The following is an 18483-nucleotide window of genomic DNA, read 5'->3' as shown; positions in this document are numbered from 1 at the left end:
TCTACCTTACAGTAGCTTTCTTTGATAATTCGCTGGCGACGTCGACAATCATATCTTCTTGTCCCCCTACGACACCCCTTCTGCCTAATTCCACTAAAATATCTCTTGGATCAACATTGAATTTCCTGGCCGCTTTTTGTGCATGAAGTAAGAAGCTAGAATAGACACCTGCATAACCCAGAATTAAACTCCCTTTTGTAATTTCTTGTGGTTTTTCTAAAATCGGTGCAACAATATCCTCTGCCAGATCCATCATTTTATAATGATCGATCCCAGTCTCAATGTTCATGCGAGCCAGTATCGAGATCAAGACTTCTGTTTGTGTATTTCCAGCACCTGCACCTAAACACCGGACACTCCCATCGACCCAGGTTGCTCCTTCTTCTATCGCTGCAAGAGTATTGGCCATTGCCAGTGAAAGATTGTTATGGGCATGAAATCCAATATTTGCATGGATGCTTTGCTTTAATACTTTCACTCTTTCCCTTACTTCATGAGGAAGCATGGCCCCTGCAGAATCTACAATATAAATGGTATCCGCTCCATAGCTTTCCATTAATTTCGCCTGCTGTATCAATTTGTCCATGGGTGCCATGTGAGCCATCATCAAGAAACCGACCGTTTCCATACCCAATTCTTTCGCCGTTTGGATATGTTGCTTTGATACATCAGCTTCTGTCACATGAGTAGCAATACGAGCGAGCCTAGCACCTGCTTGCTCTGCCTTTTTCAATTCTTTAACCGTTCCTATTCCAGGTAAGAGCAGAATCCCTATCTTTGCTTGTCTGCATACCGAGACAGCAGCTGAAATCAAATCAAATTCATTTGTTTTTGAAAGCCCGTATTGCAGGGAGGAACCCCCTAATCCATCTCCATGGGAGACTTCAATGTAAGGAATATTTGCTTCATCTAAGGCTTTTGCTACATTTATTACTTGATCCACTGTATAGCTGTGACCGATAGCATGACTTCCGTCTCTTAAAGCTACCTCTGTCACAGTAATATCCCGATTTGTCACACTCATTCTCCTTTCTCATTTACTCGAGGTGAAGTATTATGCCCGCTGAGTCATTACATATTTAGCTAGTTCTTCCCCTACTTTCACTGCAGATGAAGTCATGATATCCAGGTTTCCGGCATAACTCGGTAAGTAGTCACCAGAGCCCTCCACTTCAAGGAAAACCGTCACTTTATTGTCTTCAAAAATAGGATCGGTTCGAAGGCGATATCCAGGAACATATTCACTCACTCTATTTACCATGTTTTTGATAGATTGAGTAATCTCTTTTTGATTCACATTTCCTTTCACTAAACAATAAACCGTGTCCCTCATTAAGATTGGAGGTTCAGCTGGATTAAGAATGATAATCGCTTTTCCATTTTCAGCTCCTCCAATCACTTCAAGACCTTTGGCTGTTGTTACTGTAAATTCATCAATATTAGCTCTTGTGCCCGGACCGGCACTTCTACTGGAAATGGTGGCAACAATTTCTGCATACTCCACTTCAGCTACTGAATTTATACTGTGCACGATCGGAATGGTCGCTTGCCCTCCACAAGTGATCATATTTACATTTTGTTCATGTAGATACTCGTGTAAGTTTACAGGTGGAACAACAAAGGGGCCGATGGCAGCAGGTGTAAGATCAATCACTTTCTTACCGAGATTTTTTAATACTTCAGCATGATGACGATGGGCTTTTGCAGATGTTGCATCAAATAATACATCTGCCAATTCATGTTTTTCTAAGAACCCATCCAACCCATTTGAAAATGTTGAAAGACCATGTTCCTGTGCCATTCTTAATCCTTCTGAATTTGAGTCAATACCAATCATTGCCGTTAATTCCAATACATCTGAACGAAGCAATTTCTTCATTAAATCTGTACCTATATTCCCAGACCCGATTATGGCAACTTTCGTTTTCATTTCTTTTCCTCCTTACCTTTCAAACGTACATGAAACCTGTCCTAGACCATCAAACACGGCAGAGAACCCATCACCGGGGTGTGCGTATACAGCTGCTGATAAAGCTCCTGATAAGATCAACTCCCCAGGTTCCAGAGTCAAATTAAACTCATGCAGTTTATTGGCAAGCCACGCTACACAATATGCTGGATCTCCTAGTGCTGCTGAACCCTTCCCCGTATTCATCAGTTCACCATTACGATAGAAGTTCATCCCTACTTCTTTTAAATCGACGTCCTCTATTGATACTGGTCGATCCCCTAATACAAATAACCCTGAAGAAGCATTATCGGCAATCGTGTCTTGTAATTTAATCTTCCAATCTGTAATTCTGCTATCAACAATTTCTAATGCGGGTAATACATAATCTGTAGCCTTCAATACATCTTCTACAGTTACGTTTGGACCTCGCAATTCTTCTTTAAGGACAAAGGCGATTTCCCCCTCCACTCTAGGTTGAAGAACTTGAGTCTTCAACACTGTTCCATTGTTCTCAATGGCCATTTCATCAAGAAGGTGTCCATAATCTGGTTCATCGACACCAAGTAGTTCCTGCATGGCGATGGACGTGAGACCAATTTTTTTGCCCACTATGGTCGCACCCGTTTCGACTTTCCTTGCGATCGTTTTCAGTTGGACGTGATAGGCTTCTTGAATGGTGATGGATGGTTTTAATTCTGTTAAAGGTTTACTCCCCTCTCTATTTCTCTCAGCTTCTATAAGTTGATTTGAAAAGTTCTTGATCTCTTCACTCATCATTTTCTCTAACATGATCAGCCCACCTTTCCTATAATTTAATCGTGATATTGGAAAGCTCACTATAAAATTCGAAACTATGCATGCCTCCCTCTCTGCCAATACCGCTTTGTTTCATTCCTCCAAATGGAGTGCGCAGATCTCGCAAATACCAGGTGTTCACCCAAATGATTCCTGCTTCTATTTGGTGAGCTACTCGATGGGCTCTTCTTAAATCATTTGTCCAAATCGTCGTTCCTAATCCATAATGAGTATCGTTTGCTTGTTCAATGACTTCATCTTCCGTTTCAAAAGGCAGTACCGTCACCACTGGCCCAAATATTTCTTCGCGTACACATGTTGCATCCTTATCAAGGCCAACAATGATTGTCGGCATGATAAAATACCCTTTGTCTTCTTCCTGGAGTCTACCTCCCCCGGCGAGGATGGTTCCGCCTTCATCTCTGGCTGATTGTATGTAGCCCAACACTCGATTATAGTGTTCTTTACTTATTACTGCGCCAACTTTAGTTTCATCATGGAATGGATCACCTACAGTGAGCTCTTTTGTTCTGGCAACGAACTTCTCTAAAAAGGATTCATACATCGAACTTTCAACATAAATTCTGGAACCACACAGACATACTTCCCCTTGATTCATAAAACTTGATTTAAGTGTCGTCTCGATCACTTCATCCAGGTCGGAGTCTGCAAAGATGATGTTAGGGTTTTTTCCACCAAGTTCATATGATAGTTTCTTTAAAGATGGGGCAGCGGCTTTCATGATTGCGGTTCCTGTCTTGGTTTCCCCTGTGAACGTAACAGCATCAACGTCAGGATGTTCGGTAATGGCAGCCCCTGCCGAGCCAGGTCCAAAACCATGAACAAGATTCACTACCCCGTCTGGTACTCCTGCATCTTTACATATTTCTGCCAGTACCGTAGCTGTCATGGGAGTCCACTCAGCAGGCTTCATAACTGCTGTATTTCCAGCTGCAAGACAAGGTGCCATCTTCCACGTAAGAAGTAATAATGGCAGATTCCAAGGATTGATCATCCCCACTACACCAACCGGCCGGCGAATGGAGTAATGAAGGGCTTGTTGATCTTGCTGATATGCCTCTGTTCCCATAGAGGTCAAGTAGTCGGCAAAGAAATGAAAGTTATAGGCAGCTCTAGGAATATCAATTTCAAGTGCCATTTGATATGGTTTTCCCGTATCCATTGATTCAAGTGCAGCTAATTCTTCTTTACGTTCAAGAATCAGGTCGCCAATACGTCTTAAAACGGCAGAACGTTTGCTTGAAGTGAAGGTTTTCCAAGGTCCCTTTAAAGCGGTTTTTGCCGCTTTTACAGCTTCATCTACTTCCTTCTTCCCACCTTCCGATACCCTTCCCATTATTTCCTCTGTAGCTGGATTCATATTTTCGAAGGTTTTCATATCAAATGAATCTCTATATTCACCATTAATGAAATGTCTGCAATCTATTGGTCTAACTTTCTGATTGGATTTTTCTTTTAAATGCACTGAAAGTCCCCCCCGCTACTATTCACACGTTATTGTTTTTGAAAAAAGGTGACAAACATGTCACCTTTTTTCATTTCATTTAAGTTAATGGGTCTTCAAATTCTACAATCATTTCTATTTCAATGGCTGTTCCTCCAGGTAATTGTGCCATCCCCACAGCTGACCTGGCGTGCTTGCCCTTTTCACCAAAAACCTCTACTAATAAATCAGACGCACCATTCATTACTTTTGGCTGTTCCGTAAAATTCTCTGTGCAATTGACAAATCCTAACATTTTCACGATCCTCTTAACTCTAGAAAGTTCTCCAAGTTCATCCTTCAACACGTTTAATAGATTCATCATGGATTGACGTGCAGCCAGATAACCTTCCTGTACATCAAAGTCAGTGCCAATCTTTCCACGATACTCATCGACTCCTTGACCAGAAGTGAAAATCAGGTTGCCAACACGAACTCTACTAACATAATTCCCCACAACAGGGCGTACAGGAGAAAGCTTAAGTCCCAGACTTTGAAGTTTCTCCTCTGGTGTCATTAGTTTTTGTTCCATAGTCAGATTTTAACTCCTTTATATTTAAGAATCTCAACGCATTTTCACCTAAGATCATTCGTCTTTGAACGTCTGTTAATTCGTTCATTCCATCTATTACTCTTCCTGGTGGAACCTCTCTTAATAAAAATGGATAATCGGACCCCATCATTACTTTCTCATGACCAAATCGATCAATTAGGTAGTTCACATTTAAAGAATCATAGTTTAAGGAGTCAAAATAGAAATTCTTCACATAATGACTAGGTGGATGCGTTGTTAATCGTAATTGCGGCCATACTTTCCACCCTTGATCCAATCTTGGTAAGATGTACGGGAATGACCCTCCACCATGGGCAAAACAAATTTTTAAATCAGGAAATCTCTCTATCACACCGCTCCAAACAAGACTGGCAGCGGCAAGAGCTGTCTCACTCGGCATTCCGATGGTATACATAAAGTTATGTCGTGGTGTTCGATCCTTAGCCATCGTCTCCCACGGATGAATAAATAAAGGTACATTCCATTTTTCGGCCATCTCAAAAAACTCCAGGAATTCAGGTGCATCTAAATTTTCACCATTTACATTTGTACCTATTTCAATTCCATATAAATTTAATTCATTAATGCAACGATCCATTTCAGCTACTGCTGTTGCTGCATCCTGCATGGGCACAGTCCCTAATCCTACAAAACGGGAAGGATACTCTTGAACGGTTTTTGAAATAAAGTCATTTTGAATCCGTGCCATTTCAAGTGCTGCATTCTTATTTGCCCAGTAAGAGAACGTGACGGGAATGGGAGATAGCACCTGAATGTCTACACCTTCTCTATCCATATCCTGAATTCTCTTTTTTGGACTCCACACTTGATCGGTCACTTCTCTAAATATCTTTCCTTCTACTAAAATATTAGCTCCACACGCACATGTTTGATGAAGAACCGGCCATTTCCCTCCGTATTTTTCAGCAAAATCCGGAAGGTCCTTCGGAATGATATGGGTATGAAAATCTACTCTCATTTCCATTCCTCAGCTTCAGGGGGCATTTTATACCCACAATTTTCACATATACGCAGATCTTCACTTGAATTAAAATGTTCTATCGCTTCTTTCACCTGAGTTTCTATATTTGTCAGTTGAACAGTCGCCCGGTGCAATTCATGGTCACATTTATCACAGAACCATACAAAGCTTTCAAGTTCTCCCTGATCCCTTTTTCTTTCTAAAACAATTCCATATGAATCTGCTACTCTATGAGGAGAGTGGGGTACATTTGCCGGCAGCATAAATATCTCACCTTCGCCTACAGTTACCACTTCACGTTTCCCTTCATCATTAATGCATTCTACGTATGCATTGCCTTTAATTTGATAGAAGAATTCATCAGATGGATCCACATGGAAATCACGACGTTTATTGGGACCTCCAAGTAGCATGGCAATAAATTCAGAGTCTTCCCAAAGCACTTTATTGTTCACAGGCGGCTTCAATAGATCTTTGTTATCTTCAATTGTTTTTAATAAATCCAGAACCCTTGTTTTTAAAAATGATTTTGATTGAGTCGTCATTTAATAACCTCCTGAATGATTTTAGTTGTTACAATACACTGCTTATATAGCCGATATCTTTTGAGATTTTTTCAGCTGTATTTACCACACTTCTAATCATTTCATTACGATTGCTGCCATTCATATATGAGATCGGTCCAACCATATTAAGCGCAGCGATCGTTTGACCCGTATATGATCGAATAGGTGCCGCTATACCATATAGCCCCAGTTCATTCTCATTATTGCTAATCGCAAAACCTTGGGCTTTTATTTGCTTTAATTCTTCTTTTAATTTTGAAATACAGGTAATTGTGTTAGGTGCACGTTGTAAAAGCCCCTTGGCAATCGTAGGTTTAATTAACGAAGGGTTATAAGCCAACAAAATCTTTCCCGTACTCGTACAATAAGCCGGTTTCGTTGCCCCGACATATGTGGGTACTGGAAGTGATGTTTTAGATTTCACCTTTAACACGAATCGAACTTCTCCTGAATCGAACATACCAATATGGACGGTACCGTGAAATTTTCGTATAAGACTCTCACAGAATGGTGTTGCCTCGCTATAAATATCCTGCTGATACATAACGTGATTGCTCCATTCTAATAGCTTCCAGCCTAATCGGTATTTTTTTCGGCTATCTTGAATCAGCATTCCCTCTTCACAGAGAGTACGCACTAAATGATGGACAGTACTTGGATTCATCCCTAGTCTTTCGGCAATTTCATTGTTGCCTAGTGCCGGTTCGTCATTGGTAAAGCAATTCAGAATTTTGGAAATCTTTTTCACAGAAGAAATCACTTATTATCCCCCTCATCCTACTATTGGCCAACAGCACCAATTTAAGAACTTTGACAAATCTTGTTGAATTACCTGCTTCCATCCAATTAAAATAAAGCGCTTACATTTATGGAGTCGGTTGTCCTTGAAGGTCTTTTGATCCCTTTAATGCCTCGTCAACCATTTCAAAAGAGTGATTCCGTTTAAATCCTGCATAGAAACGACCCAGTCTTCTTAGAGGATCTCCTGAATAATAACGTTCATATTGCAGTAACCTCTGTCCAAATGCTTCACCACATAAATCCCAAGCAAGTTTAAATAATCGAACCCGTTCTTCTGAAGTTACCCCTTCACGTCCTACATAATATTTCTGAGCATCTTCCCTAAGTTCAGGTTGTTCAAAATCAGCGAATGTTGGTGACATCAATAATCCACCAGCACCGACAGTTTGCATCACTTCAATGGCGCGAGGATATAGCTTAGGCAACATTCCACGAATGGTCTCAAGAGGGGTACCGGCCGGTCTCACTTCACCGCTGGACGTCGTTTCAAATTCATATTCTGCCACTCTTAACAGGGCGCGCACTGCTTCAACAGACTGCATAAGCTCCCCTAATTGTGTTTGAACGTTTAAATATCCGTCCACACCAATGGAATCTGCCACCCTTGCTGCTACTTCAGAAGCAAATTGCAGTTTTACTAACCCTCTTACCCCTGATTGGTGAGCAGGCTGCTGGCCAATTCCAGTCTTTGGATATAAAAGATTAGCAGCTTCAATATTTTGATTGATAAAAATACGGTCACTTGGCACAAATACATCATTAAAGACAAGTAAGGCATCCATTTCTTCATATCTGGATGCGAGTGGATGGTCTAACACAGATCGTTTTCCATCTTGCATCGGCTCTCTACAAATAATTCGCAGCCCCGGTGTATCTATAGGCAAAGCAAAAGCAATGGCATGCTTTTCATCGCCTGGCTGAAACCCTGGGAATGAATAAATGATCACTTCATCAGTTATTGGAGCTAGTGTGGCTAACATCTTGGCTCCTCTTACGATAAAACCATCAGGTCTTTCTTCAACAACCCCTAGATGTGTAAACTCTTTTTCCTGCTCATGAGAAGCTTTACTGCGGTCATTTTGAGGATTAATAATGGCATGAGTCAAGAATAAGTCGTTGGTCCGAATATATTCGTAGTAGTTCACCATATTCTTTGCCCATTCCGGATTATATTGTTCTAGAAACCACTTATTGCTGGCCATTGCAGTAATCGTTACATTAAGAAAGTCGGGTGTTCTTCCCATAAGCCCAAAGGTTGCTTTAGCCCAAACTTCAAAAAGCTTGCTTCTTGCCTTTAAATCTTCATACGATTTTGGAACTTTAAATGCGTGAGAATATCGCTCACCTGTTTCTTCACATATGTAGGTGATTTCCTCTTTGATTTTTGGATCATTTTGAATATCGTAGAGATTTGCAATTTCATGGATTGGCTGGCGGAATACTTCTTCTTCATAAACGTTCTCTACTTTCTTTCCTCCTAGCCAGACCTCTGGTTGACGTGCTTTCAAACCTTCTATATACTGAGCCCCAGTACGAATTGTCATTTAAACATCCCCCTTTACTACTACTTTTTCACGTAGTTTTCGATTGAATTGGTTTCTAAAAACTTACCTTGGAAAAAGACTAAACTATTACCCTCTTCGTAATGGTAATTCTGAACTTCACCCACAAATAGAACATGATCCCCGCCTTCATATTCCTTCCAGGGATTGCATTCAATTGTAGCTAGTGAACCTTTAATAAGAGGACCACATTCGGTATCTTCCCATTCGATTTGCAATCCTTGTTGTTCTTTTCCGGCAAATTGCCATGCCACTGCTTCCTGACCGGCTGCCAATATATTAATAACAAAAGGCTTATCTTTCATTCTTTCGTAGGCTTTGGCTTTTTTATCAATAGATACCAACACTAATGGAGGATCCAAAGAAACAGACGTAAACGAATTTACCGTAATTCCATGATTCTGATTGTTATCACCTTTCCAAGTCACAACCGTTACTCCCGTGGCAAACTTACCAAAACAACTTCTTAAATCGCGAATATCCATTTTACATGCCACCTCCTCATTTCTTAATCTGACTCCATACTAAAGCTTTTTAAAAGATAAAACTTATGATAATTTCATAATGTGAAATACTAAAAGTATTTTTTGAAAAATCTGATACTTTTTGTAGTTTTTTTTAAAAACCAAAAAAACCCTCCTTTTAAAAGGAGAGTTATTAATTATTAGTACACCAAATCCACAAATTCATCCTTCGTCACATTCCCGAAATAGTGTTGAATATCAACACCTTCCAAAGCCCTGGCAATGTCTTTTCGTTCGTAGCGGGTGCCTGTTAGTTTTTCTTCGATGTCATCAACATTCCCGACTCCGAAGAAATCACCGAAAATTTTACAGTTATCAATTTTCCCTTTGTTCACTTCCAGACGGACGTCAATGGATCCGACCGGGAAGCGGTGGGAATGCTGGAGATTGAATTTCGGTGATTTACCGTAGTTCCAATCCCAGTTCTGATAGCGCTCTTTTGAAAGCTCATGGATCTTCTTCCAGTCTTCTTCCGTCAGGACATATTCTTCTACGTCGCTTCCGTCGAAAATATAATCCAGAAGGGTTGAACGAAATTGTTCGATGGTCATTTTTTCTGACAGGAATTCAGAAATGTTGGCCACACGGCTTCGAATCGATTTGATCCCTTTTGATTCAATCTTGTCCTTTTTCACCCGTAGAGCCGACACGACGTTTTCCATTTCGGAATCGAACAGCAGCGTTCCGTGGCTGAACATCCGGCCCTTAGTGGAGAACTGTGCGTTACCGGAGATCTTTCTGCCTTCTGCGATTATATCGTTACGTCCGCTAAGCTCCGCCTTTACCCCCAGCTTATGAAGGGCTGTTACAACAGGCTCGGTGAATTTTTTGAAGTTGTGGAAGCTCTCTCCGTCATCTTTCGTGATAAAGCTGAAGTTCAGATTCCCTAAGTCATGATAAACCGCTCCCCCGCCGGAAAGGCGGCGAACGACATGGAGACCCTGCTTCTCCACATAGTCTGTATTGATCTCTTCAATCGTATTTTGGTTCTTCCCGATGATGATGGAAGGTTCATTGATATAAAACAATAAGTAACTCTCATTAATATCTAAGTTCTTCAGTGCATATTCTTCTATTGCAAGATTGATCCTGGGATCTGTAATTCCTTTATTATCGATAAATAACATCTTTCTTCCTCCTAAATATCTATTTCCATATCTTTTTTCGCTAATAGTACCTCGCCGTCATACATGGTTTTCGCTTCCGTTACCAATTGGTCCAGTTCGCCGAAATGAGGTAAATGTGTCAGTATGAGCTTTCCGGCATTCGTTTTCTTAGCAAGATTCCCGGCGTCAAGACTCGTCATATGACCAGCGTTAGAGGCATCCATTTCTCCATAAAAATTACATTCACACAGAAGCACGTCAGCACCCTGCCCGAATGAAACGAATTCTTCTTTAAAGGCGGAATCTGCTGTATAGAACAAGGATTTCCCATCGGCTTCGATTCTCATTCCGTAGCACGGCACGGGATGCTTGGTTTTCACAAACCTCACCGTGAAAGGACCAATCGATAATGATGTATCCTCCTTATATTCATGGGCTTTCATTAAATCTTTATATGTAATCGTATCGTAACCCCGTTGGTCCTCCCTATGGGCAAATACAGGTAATGTTCCTTTATTTTTCCCCAGGAAGAATTGAATCAACAAAGCGTGTTGTAGTACACCTATATCTGCTACATGATCTGGATGATAGTGGGACAGAAGGACCGCATCTAAATCGGTAGCCTCTACGTGATGTTGCAGATGGGATAGTACACCACTGCCACAGTCAATAAGCAGTTTAAAGTCTTTATGCTGGAGTAAATACCCGGTGCTCGCTTCTCCTGCCTTCGGATAGCCGCCCCATTGTCCAATAACGGTTAGCTTCAAATTTGAACATCCTTTCACTTTAGTATGTACCCCTACTATACTTCATTGTGCCTATTTTTTCATTTTTTTCGCCTATTTTTGAATTAATCGTTGACGAAATACATACTGTTATAATACAATAAAATAAATTAACACATCAGTTATATAACACAAACAATTGATGGGTGAAAAAATTTACGGAGGGTGATTAACATGGTAAAAAATATTGTGGAGTTCTTTCGAAATTTGCCGCCTAAGTCTTGTGCACAATGTGGAGATACAATTGAGGAGCAGCATGAATGCTACGGCATTTATTGCGAAAAATGTACGACTGACTACGAGTATTAATATTGAAGAATAAGGGGTAATAAAAAGGATGCTCTTCAAAGTGAAGAGCATCCTTTTTATGTTTATTGTACTTCCACAGTTTGCATTGTGTGTTCGTGAATTTCCTCACCTTTGGTCACGTGAACCTGTACATTATACGTCCCCGTTTCCGGGAAAGCATACGAACCATTATACTTACCAGCTTCACCCTCTGTTAAATCCACCCATTCGTGTTTTTCCTGACCCTCTTTGTAAATTTCCAGACGCACTTCTGCTTTTTCAAGTGCTGCTTCTTCATTTTCTACATGTACGTTCATTTCCGCTTCTTGATTCATTGTAATCGTATCAGGTTTGTTTAAGTGGATGGATACATTACTTTCGTGATGGCCATGGTGACCGTCTTCGCTTTCCACTCCATGTTCCCCTGCCTCCACTTCACCAATCGCAATTTCAGCTTTCGGCATGGTGTGCATATCACGGGCTGTTACATGGACCTGCACAGTATACATGCCGTCTTCTTCGAATGTTTTTTCTGCTTTGTATACACCATCTTTATCATGTTTTGCTTCGATCATTTCACTTTCTTCTTTATGGTCATTTTTCCAAATCTCATATTTGACTTCACCGGCGTCCTCTACATTGTCCTCACCTTGAGTGACTTTAGTGGAAAGAGAAATGGTTTCTCCCTTTTCTCCCTTTTCAGGCACGTCTAACTTTGCATCAATCGCTTCCAATTTCTTATCTTCTTTTTCTCCGTTATCCTCATTTGAATTACCGCAGGCAGCAATAAACAACGCCAGAAAGGCTACCAGAACAAACAAGCTTACCTTCTTCATCCCAAACTCTCCTTTAAACAATCTTCTTTTTTAAGTGTCTCACCATTATGTACTTCTCACCAATAAGTATACACTCTTATGGTTACGGATGGTTTGTCCATTTTATGAAGAAAAAACGGGAGATTTGTGTGGCATCTCCCGTTTTTTCCCTTATGCTTCTACTGTTTTCGTATATTGTTTCTTGAATAGTCCTACAAAGAATACTGATGTCATTGCGACAAACACAATGAAGTAACCCAGCAGGATAAAGAGGTTCTGCCACATGAAGGCAAAGTCTCCGCTTGAGATGACCGCTTTGAATGCTGACACTGAATATGTCATCGGTAACAATGCACTGATTGGCTGCAGAGCAGTCGGAATTAATTCCAGTGGGAATGTACCTGCACTCGTCGTTAGTTGCAGAATCAAGATGATGATCGCTACAAATCGTCCCGGATCACCAAGGATCGTCACCAGCATCTGAATCAATGCCAAGAATGTAAGGCTTGTAATAATAGTAGAAAGTAAGAATAATGGTACACTTTCCACTTCAAGACCCAATCCCAGGAGTAAAATGGCTGCTGCAATCAGTGATTGGATGATCCCGACTGAAGTAAGGACAGCGAATTTACCAAAGAACCAACTCATTCCGCTTGATGGGCGATCAGACGGTTCTCTCAGTGGATATACTATGGAGATTAATAAAGCCCCTACGAATAGTCCAAGAGATAAGAAATATGGTGCAAACCCTGTTCCGTAGTTTGGAACATGATTGATTTTCTCATTTTTCACATCGACTGGACCAGCCATCATATCATACGTATCGCCATCCGCTTTGACACTGTTTGCTTCATTTGCTGCATCTTTTAATTTTGTTTCATATTCTGTTGTTCCATCAGATAGTTTCGTTGAACCCTCTGCTAATTCCGTTGAACCATCGGCAAGTTTCTTAGAACCATCTGTTAATTGAGTGGAACCATTGTATACTTTATTTAGACCTGAACTTAGTTCGCTTGCTCCTGAAGCAACGCTTACTGTTCCTTGATATACTTCACCGAGCTTATCATTTAATAAGGCAAAGTTTTTCACAACTTCCCCCTGACCTGCTTGAAGCTGGTTGGATCCTTCATCCAGTTGGGCAGATCCGTCTACTAATTGGCCGACTCCGGCATGAAGCTCCATTTGGCCCAGATTCAGTTTCTCAATAGCGCCAGTAAGGTCATCGGCCCCGTTTTTAAGGTCCCCTGCTCCCTTACTTAATGCACCTGTACCTGTTTGAAGACCGGTCGCCCCCTGCTTGATCTGATCGATGGCAGCCTGTAATTCTGCCTGTTTATCTTCCGGAAGGCTGCCCATAAATGGTGCCAGTTGTTCTTCAAGCTTTGTAGCCCCTGCTCCAATTGCTTGAGCGCCTGCTTTCGCATTATCCGCTCCACCCTGGAGAGCACCGATTTTTTCTGCAAGGTTTTGAGATCCGGCGTGCAGTTTTGCTGTATTGTCCACTGCGCTATTTAGACCTGCATCCACCTGCTCCAATCCAGCCTTGCTTTTATCGATTCCGGCTGCAAGGGCATCAATACCTGACTGGACATCCTGTGTTCCTTTATATAGTTGTTGGGATTTATCCGTCATGACTCCGACTCCGTCAGATAGTTCCTGAGAACCTTTTGCCAGTTTCTCAGCACCTGCCCTCGTTTTCGCCACACCGTCATTCATCTCAACATTCTTTTCTGCTAAGACGGCTAAATTATCCTTTAACTTATTGGCACCCTGAGATAAATCGATGGCACCATTATTGATTTCGCCAGCTTTGTCACTGGCCGTCTGGTAGCCGTCTCCCATTTCTTTGATTTTATCAAACATCGTCTCAGCATATGTTTCAGAGACAGACTTCGAAAGACTTGCCTTGATCTCTTTCATCGCTGTGTCACCAATTTGGGCTGACAGGAAGTTAAAGCTCTCGTTCGGAACATATTTCAGAGAAAGCTTTTTAGGGTTATCTTCTAGTAACGTTGTTCCGTTTTCAGAGAAATCCTCCGGAATCTCAACAAGCATGTAATAATCCTGCTTCTCTAAATTTTTGTATCCTTCATCCTTATCGACAAAGTGAAAGTCGAATTGCTCACTATCCTTCAGTTTATCAACCAGTTCATCCCCGATATGCAATTCCTTTCCGTCAAACTCTGCTCCCTGGTCGCTATTTACAACCGCAACCGGTAAGTCAGTAAGCTGTTCATATGGATCCCAAAACGCCCATAGAAACATGCCACTGTATAGAACAGGAATAAAGAGCACTGCTAGTATTGGAATGAGCAACTTTTTATTACGAAAAATCGCTTTGAATTCTGAACCAATAAATGAATTTTTCATATTTATCCTCCTATTATTTTTCTGGAATTGAATTAATGACCAATTATCCCAACTGGTCATTTTGGTGTAAAAATAAATGACTATTTCATTCATTTAGTCATTTACTGCCAAAAATGAAGGACTATCGATTCGATAACCCTTTAATTAAATATAGTTCAAAGAGATTGGCAATTTCATCTTTATCAAGTGGACCATGTGCACGTTCCCAATCAAAAATAAGTGAAACGTACATCTTTAACATTACAAAGGCGGTCATTTCAGGATTACATGGCTTAATCGCTTCTGAGGCAATCGCTTTTTCAATTCGTTGACTCAAGAATTCAATGACCGCTTTCTCCATGCGATCAATGACTTCTGATACAGCAGGAGTTCCCATTTCCCGGGCTTCTTGATAAAGCTTGATGGTCAGCTTATGCTCTTTCCTGAATTCAAGCATGCGGAACAATGCACGATGAACATTTTCTGAAAAGGTGTCCTGCGGATCAATCACTTCTTCCGCTTCCCGTTTCATTTCAATGATTAGCGATGATACAATTTCATCAAACAGTTCTTCCTTATTTTTGAAAAACGTATAAATCGTTCCTTTTCCCACATTCGCTAATTTTGCCACTTGATCCATTGTGGTGGCTTTATACCCAAACAATGAAAACGAATTTGTCGCAGCCTCCAAAACCTGTTTCTTTCGGTCGATCGCCATGAATACACCCCTCAATATGACCTTTTGACCAATTTTGTAATTTAGTCACTTTATTAACATTAATTAATTTATCATATCCCTTGCCAATACACAAGTGATTTTTTTCTTTTCGTATACCATTCATCCTTCATATAGAATAAGCCCTTCTGAATAGGCTATAAAGATAAGGTTTGTTTGGAGGTGTCTTATGAATATTTATGTTGTTAAGAGCGGGGATTCTCTTTGGTCGATTGCACAGAGATATGGTGTCGAAGTCAATCAAATTTCTTACGGAAATCAATTGAAAAACCCCAATATTCTCGTGATTGGACAAAGTCTTCTCATTCCGGAACCTTTAAAAGAATATATCGTGCAACCAGGAGACACTTTGTATAGCATTAGCCAAAAGTACAATATAAGTTTAAAAGAATTGATCGATTTCAATCAAATTTCAGATCCTTCAATGCTATTCGTTGGTCAATTGATTGTTATGCCTTCCTTTATCCATACAGTAAAATCGGGTGAGACACTTTATGTCATTTCTTATAACTATAAGGTTCCTCTTCAGGACATTTTGAAGGCAAATTCTATCTCGAATCCTTCTCTCATTTATCCAAACCAGCAAATCAGGATTCCAAACACGAAACTCACGACGGAAGTAAATGCCTATATTACCCGGACAGACAGTGAAGGGGTAGCGGAAGTGAACGGTTTGGGCAGCTATTTCACCTACCTGACTCCCTTTACGTATTCTATTACAAAAGACGGTTCGGTCACTGAGTTAAATGATAGTGCTCTTATTTCAGCCTCATATAACCAAAACGTCGACCCTTTACTGGTTCTCACAAATTTCACAGGTGGAAAATTCGACTCTGATCTTGTTGCCACCATTCTAAGAAGTGAAACTCTGCAAAACACCTTAATCTCTTCCATCTTAAAGAAGATGGAGTCGAAGGGCTATAAAGGTGTAAATTTTGATTTCGAATATGTATATCCCGAGGACCGGGAAAATTATAATACTTTCTTAAGAAGAACCGTTGCAGCACTAAAACCTAAAGGATACTCTGTGTCGACGGCCCTTGCACCTAAAATTAAAGCTGATCAAAAAGGACTTTTATATGAAGCCCATGACTATAAAGCACACGGAGAAATTGTCGACTTTGTAGTACTCATGACATACGAATGGGGATGGGCAGGCGGCAAACCCTGGGCGATTGCCCCGATCAATGAAGTGAAGAAAGTACTTGATTACGCCGTCACCGTCATCCCGAGAAACAAAATCATGATGGGGGCCCCCCTCTACGGACGCGACTGGAAAGTTCCATGGGTCGACGGAACCATCGCGAAAACCGTCTCCCCTCAAGGAGCACTTGATCTCGCGAGCAAATACGGCGTGAGGATTCAATACAATGACGTATATCAATCCCCCTATTTTACCTATTGGGACGAAACCGGTCAAAAGCATGAAGTTTGGTTTGAAGACGCCAGAAGCATGCTGGCCAAACAGAAAACGGTGGATGAATATAGACTGCGAGGCTTAAGCTACTGGGTACTCGGTTCTGCCTTCCCCCAGAATTGGATGTTGCAGCATTCCAGGTATCGGGTCGTGAAATGAGTGATGCACCTCCTGTTGTAAGCAGGAGGTTTTTTGTAGTTTCCGCTTAAAGGAAATTCGACAAAAAGACCGCCATCCAGGCGGCCTCCATGAACCTATTCCAAAAATTCCAATACCTTCAATACAGTCTTTTCCCCCTGCTCGATACAGTCCGGGATACTTACTCCTTCATATGAGCTCCCTGCTATAAAAAGTCCAGGCAGACTTGCTTCAGCCTGTTTATACATGTCCCGGATACGTTCCCTGTGGCCTACTGTATATTGAGGCATGGAGTTCTTATAACGGGACACGATTGTAAACTCAGGTTCACCCTCTATATCCATGACCTTGCTCAGATCTTCAAGGACAATCTGCTCAATTTCATCATCGGATAAATCGACGATGGTTTCGTCACCGGATTTACCCAGGTAACATCGCAATAGTGCCTTTCCTTCCGGTGCAGTGTGTGGCCATTTTTTATGAGTCCAGGTTCCCGCCGTCAAGGAATAGTCACTGTTTCTTGATACAAGGAATTCCGTGCCGGCGATGTCTTTTTTTATGGCATCTCGTGCAAACCCCATTGCTACGGTTGCCACGGATGTAGCCGGCATTTCTTTTAAAAAGGTTAAGAAAGGATACGTGGGAAACATGGATTGTACTACATGGTGAGGTGTGGTGACGATTACGCTGTCGGCTTCCAACTGCTCACCGTTTGTGAAGGTAATCGTGTAAACATTGGTGTCTTCTTTTTCTATGCTGGTTACTTTCATGCTTTTGTATACCGTGTTCGGATCCAGTCCCGCCTCCATGGCGTCGATCAAGGATTGAAGCCCTCCTGTGAATGTAAGGAAGTTTCCTTTTTCATCCGTGTTGGCAGAGTGGCCACTCTTTTTGATACCTGCAATTAAACTACGATGTTTTTGTTCCAATTCATAAAGTTGCGGGAAAGTTGACATTAAGCTTAATTGATCGATATCTCCGGCAAAAATTCCCGTTAAGAGTGGTTCAATCAAATGGTCAACGACTTCATCCCCCATTCTTCTTCTAAAGAATTTCCCAAGTGACTGATCTTCTGTTTTCTGTGAGCGGGGAAGCACGAAATCGGCGGCAGCCCTCATCTTCCCTGTCAATGAAAACAAACTGGTCGTAATAAATGGGGCGATCTGGGTTGGAATACCTACGATGGACCCACCTGGTATAGGGTACAGCTCACCTCCCGCTATCACAAAGGACGTGCCTTTACGGTTATGGATGAGTGTATCCTCGATTCCCAGTCGTTCCGCTAAGCGGGAGACTTCTGGTTTGCTGGCTAAACATGAATCCGGTCCCTTTTCGATCACATAACCGTCCCTTTTCAAGGTATGTACTTTTCCACCGAGTCGATGGGTTGCTTCCAAAAGCTTCACTTCGATGGGAAGGTTTTTATCTTTTATTTCCTGTTGCAGGTAGTACGCAGTCGTTAATCCGGTGATCCCTCCACCTATGATAACGACTCTTTTATTTTGTTGTTCCAACACGTTCATCGCCTTCTTTAACAATAGATCTTATTGAACAATAGAGAAGGACTAAAGCGGTGAGAGTGAACTCATATGCTTCAGTCCTTCCTTTGGT

The 18483-nt window shown here is 41.4% G+C and carries 18 protein-coding genes; 2 read left to right on the top strand and 16 right to left on the bottom strand.

Annotation, left to right across the window (positions count from 1 at the left end; translation table 11 throughout):
- Window position 1: 1 nt before the first annotated feature.
- The 12 genes from dmpG to AAEM60_RS07690 all read right to left on the bottom strand — a co-directional run bounded on the left by dmpG (window position 2) and on the right by AAEM60_RS07690 (window position 11111).
- Window positions 2-1018 carry a 4-hydroxy-2-oxovalerate aldolase gene (gene dmpG / locus AAEM60_RS07745; protein WP_341357768.1) on the bottom strand — a complete coding sequence of 339 codons (1017 nt, stop codon included), beginning with the start codon at window positions 1016-1018 and terminating at the stop codon, window positions 2-4.
- A 36-nt stretch (window positions 1019-1054) separates the two neighbouring features.
- On the bottom strand, window positions 1055-1930 hold the full coding sequence (locus tag AAEM60_RS07740; RefSeq protein WP_341357767.1) for an acetaldehyde dehydrogenase (acetylating): 876 nt from the start codon (window positions 1928-1930) through the stop codon (window positions 1055-1057).
- A 12-nt stretch (window positions 1931-1942) separates the two neighbouring features.
- On the bottom strand, window positions 1943-2725 hold the full coding sequence (locus tag AAEM60_RS07735) for a fumarylacetoacetate hydrolase family protein (RefSeq protein WP_341357982.1): 783 nt from the start codon (window positions 2723-2725) through the stop codon (window positions 1943-1945).
- 31 nt (window positions 2726-2756) lie between these two features.
- Window positions 2757-4232: an aldehyde dehydrogenase gene (locus AAEM60_RS07730; protein WP_341357766.1), complete on the bottom strand. Its 1476-nt coding sequence runs from the start codon at window positions 4230-4232 to the stop codon at window positions 2757-2759.
- Between the two features lie 79 nt (window positions 4233-4311).
- Window positions 4312-4782, bottom strand: a complete 471-nt coding sequence (locus AAEM60_RS07725) for a RidA family protein (protein WP_341357765.1) — start codon at window positions 4780-4782, stop codon at window positions 4312-4314.
- Window positions 4730-5788, bottom strand: a complete 1059-nt coding sequence (locus AAEM60_RS07720; RefSeq protein WP_341357764.1) for an amidohydrolase family protein — start codon at window positions 5786-5788, stop codon at window positions 4730-4732. Before AAEM60_RS07720 ends, AAEM60_RS07725 begins: the two co-directional genes overlap by 53 nt.
- The gene (locus tag AAEM60_RS07715; RefSeq protein WP_341357763.1) at window positions 5779-6330 is read right to left on the bottom strand and encodes a 3-hydroxyanthranilate 3,4-dioxygenase; all 552 of its coding nucleotides are present in this window, start codon (window positions 6328-6330) and stop codon (window positions 5779-5781) included. The genes AAEM60_RS07720 and AAEM60_RS07715 overlap by 10 nt, the downstream gene beginning before the upstream one ends.
- 28 nt (window positions 6331-6358) lie before the next feature.
- Complete coding sequence (locus AAEM60_RS07710) at window positions 6359-7111, bottom strand: IclR family transcriptional regulator (protein ID WP_341357762.1); 753 nt, start codon at window positions 7109-7111, stop codon at window positions 6359-6361.
- A gap of 106 nt (window positions 7112-7217) precedes the next feature.
- Complete coding sequence (locus AAEM60_RS07705; protein WP_341357761.1) at window positions 7218-8696, bottom strand: 4-hydroxyphenylacetate 3-hydroxylase N-terminal domain-containing protein; 1479 nt, start codon at window positions 8694-8696, stop codon at window positions 7218-7220.
- A 20-nt stretch (window positions 8697-8716) separates the two neighbouring features.
- Window positions 8717-9199, bottom strand: coding sequence for a flavin reductase family protein (locus AAEM60_RS07700; protein WP_341357760.1), 483 nt, complete (start codon window positions 9197-9199; stop codon window positions 8717-8719).
- A gap of 179 nt (window positions 9200-9378) precedes the next feature.
- Window positions 9379-10365: a lipoate--protein ligase gene (locus tag AAEM60_RS07695; RefSeq protein ID WP_341357759.1), complete on the bottom strand. Its 987-nt coding sequence runs from the start codon at window positions 10363-10365 to the stop codon at window positions 9379-9381.
- 11 nt (window positions 10366-10376) lie between these two features.
- The gene (locus AAEM60_RS07690) at window positions 10377-11111 is read right to left on the bottom strand and encodes an MBL fold metallo-hydrolase (RefSeq protein WP_299740050.1); all 735 of its coding nucleotides are present in this window, start codon (window positions 11109-11111) and stop codon (window positions 10377-10379) included.
- Between the two features lie 192 nt (window positions 11112-11303).
- Between AAEM60_RS07690 and yhfH the strand changes: the two genes are divergently transcribed.
- The gene (yhfH, locus tag AAEM60_RS07685) at window positions 11304-11438 is read left to right on the top strand and encodes a protein YhfH (protein ID WP_079533738.1); all 135 of its coding nucleotides are present in this window, start codon (window positions 11304-11306) and stop codon (window positions 11436-11438) included.
- 62 nt (window positions 11439-11500) lie between these two features.
- Here yhfH and AAEM60_RS07680 read toward each other — a convergent pair whose 3' ends face one another.
- From AAEM60_RS07680 to AAEM60_RS07670, 3 genes are all read right to left on the bottom strand, one after another.
- Window positions 11501-12253: a FixH family protein gene (locus tag AAEM60_RS07680; RefSeq protein WP_299740040.1), complete on the bottom strand. Its 753-nt coding sequence runs from the start codon at window positions 12251-12253 to the stop codon at window positions 11501-11503.
- Between the two features lie 150 nt (window positions 12254-12403).
- A complete protein-coding gene (locus tag AAEM60_RS07675) occupies window positions 12404-14602 on the bottom strand; it encodes a YhgE/Pip domain-containing protein (protein ID WP_299740038.1) in 2199 nt (732 codons plus the stop codon).
- A 121-nt stretch (window positions 14603-14723) separates the two neighbouring features.
- A complete protein-coding gene (locus tag AAEM60_RS07670; RefSeq protein ID WP_299740036.1) occupies window positions 14724-15299 on the bottom strand; it encodes a TetR/AcrR family transcriptional regulator in 576 nt (191 codons plus the stop codon).
- 187 nt (window positions 15300-15486) lie between these two features.
- Between AAEM60_RS07670 and AAEM60_RS07665 the strand changes: the two genes are divergently transcribed.
- A complete protein-coding gene (locus AAEM60_RS07665; protein ID WP_341357758.1) occupies window positions 15487-16893 on the top strand; it encodes a LysM peptidoglycan-binding domain-containing protein in 1407 nt (468 codons plus the stop codon).
- A gap of 95 nt (window positions 16894-16988) precedes the next feature.
- Here the strand turns inward: AAEM60_RS07665 and hemY are convergent, their stop codons facing one another.
- Complete coding sequence (gene hemY, locus AAEM60_RS07660; protein WP_341357981.1) at window positions 16989-18386, bottom strand: protoporphyrinogen oxidase; 1398 nt, start codon at window positions 18384-18386, stop codon at window positions 16989-16991.
- Window positions 18387-18483: the final 97 nt, after the last annotated feature.

This window comes from Rossellomorea sp. y25 (assembly GCF_038049935.1).
In the GTDB taxonomy this organism is placed as follows: Bacteria; Bacillota; Bacilli; order Bacillales; family Bacillaceae_B; genus Rossellomorea.
The sequence above is the reverse complement of the archived record's forward strand: the minus strand, read 5'-3'. Positions and strand labels throughout refer to the sequence as shown.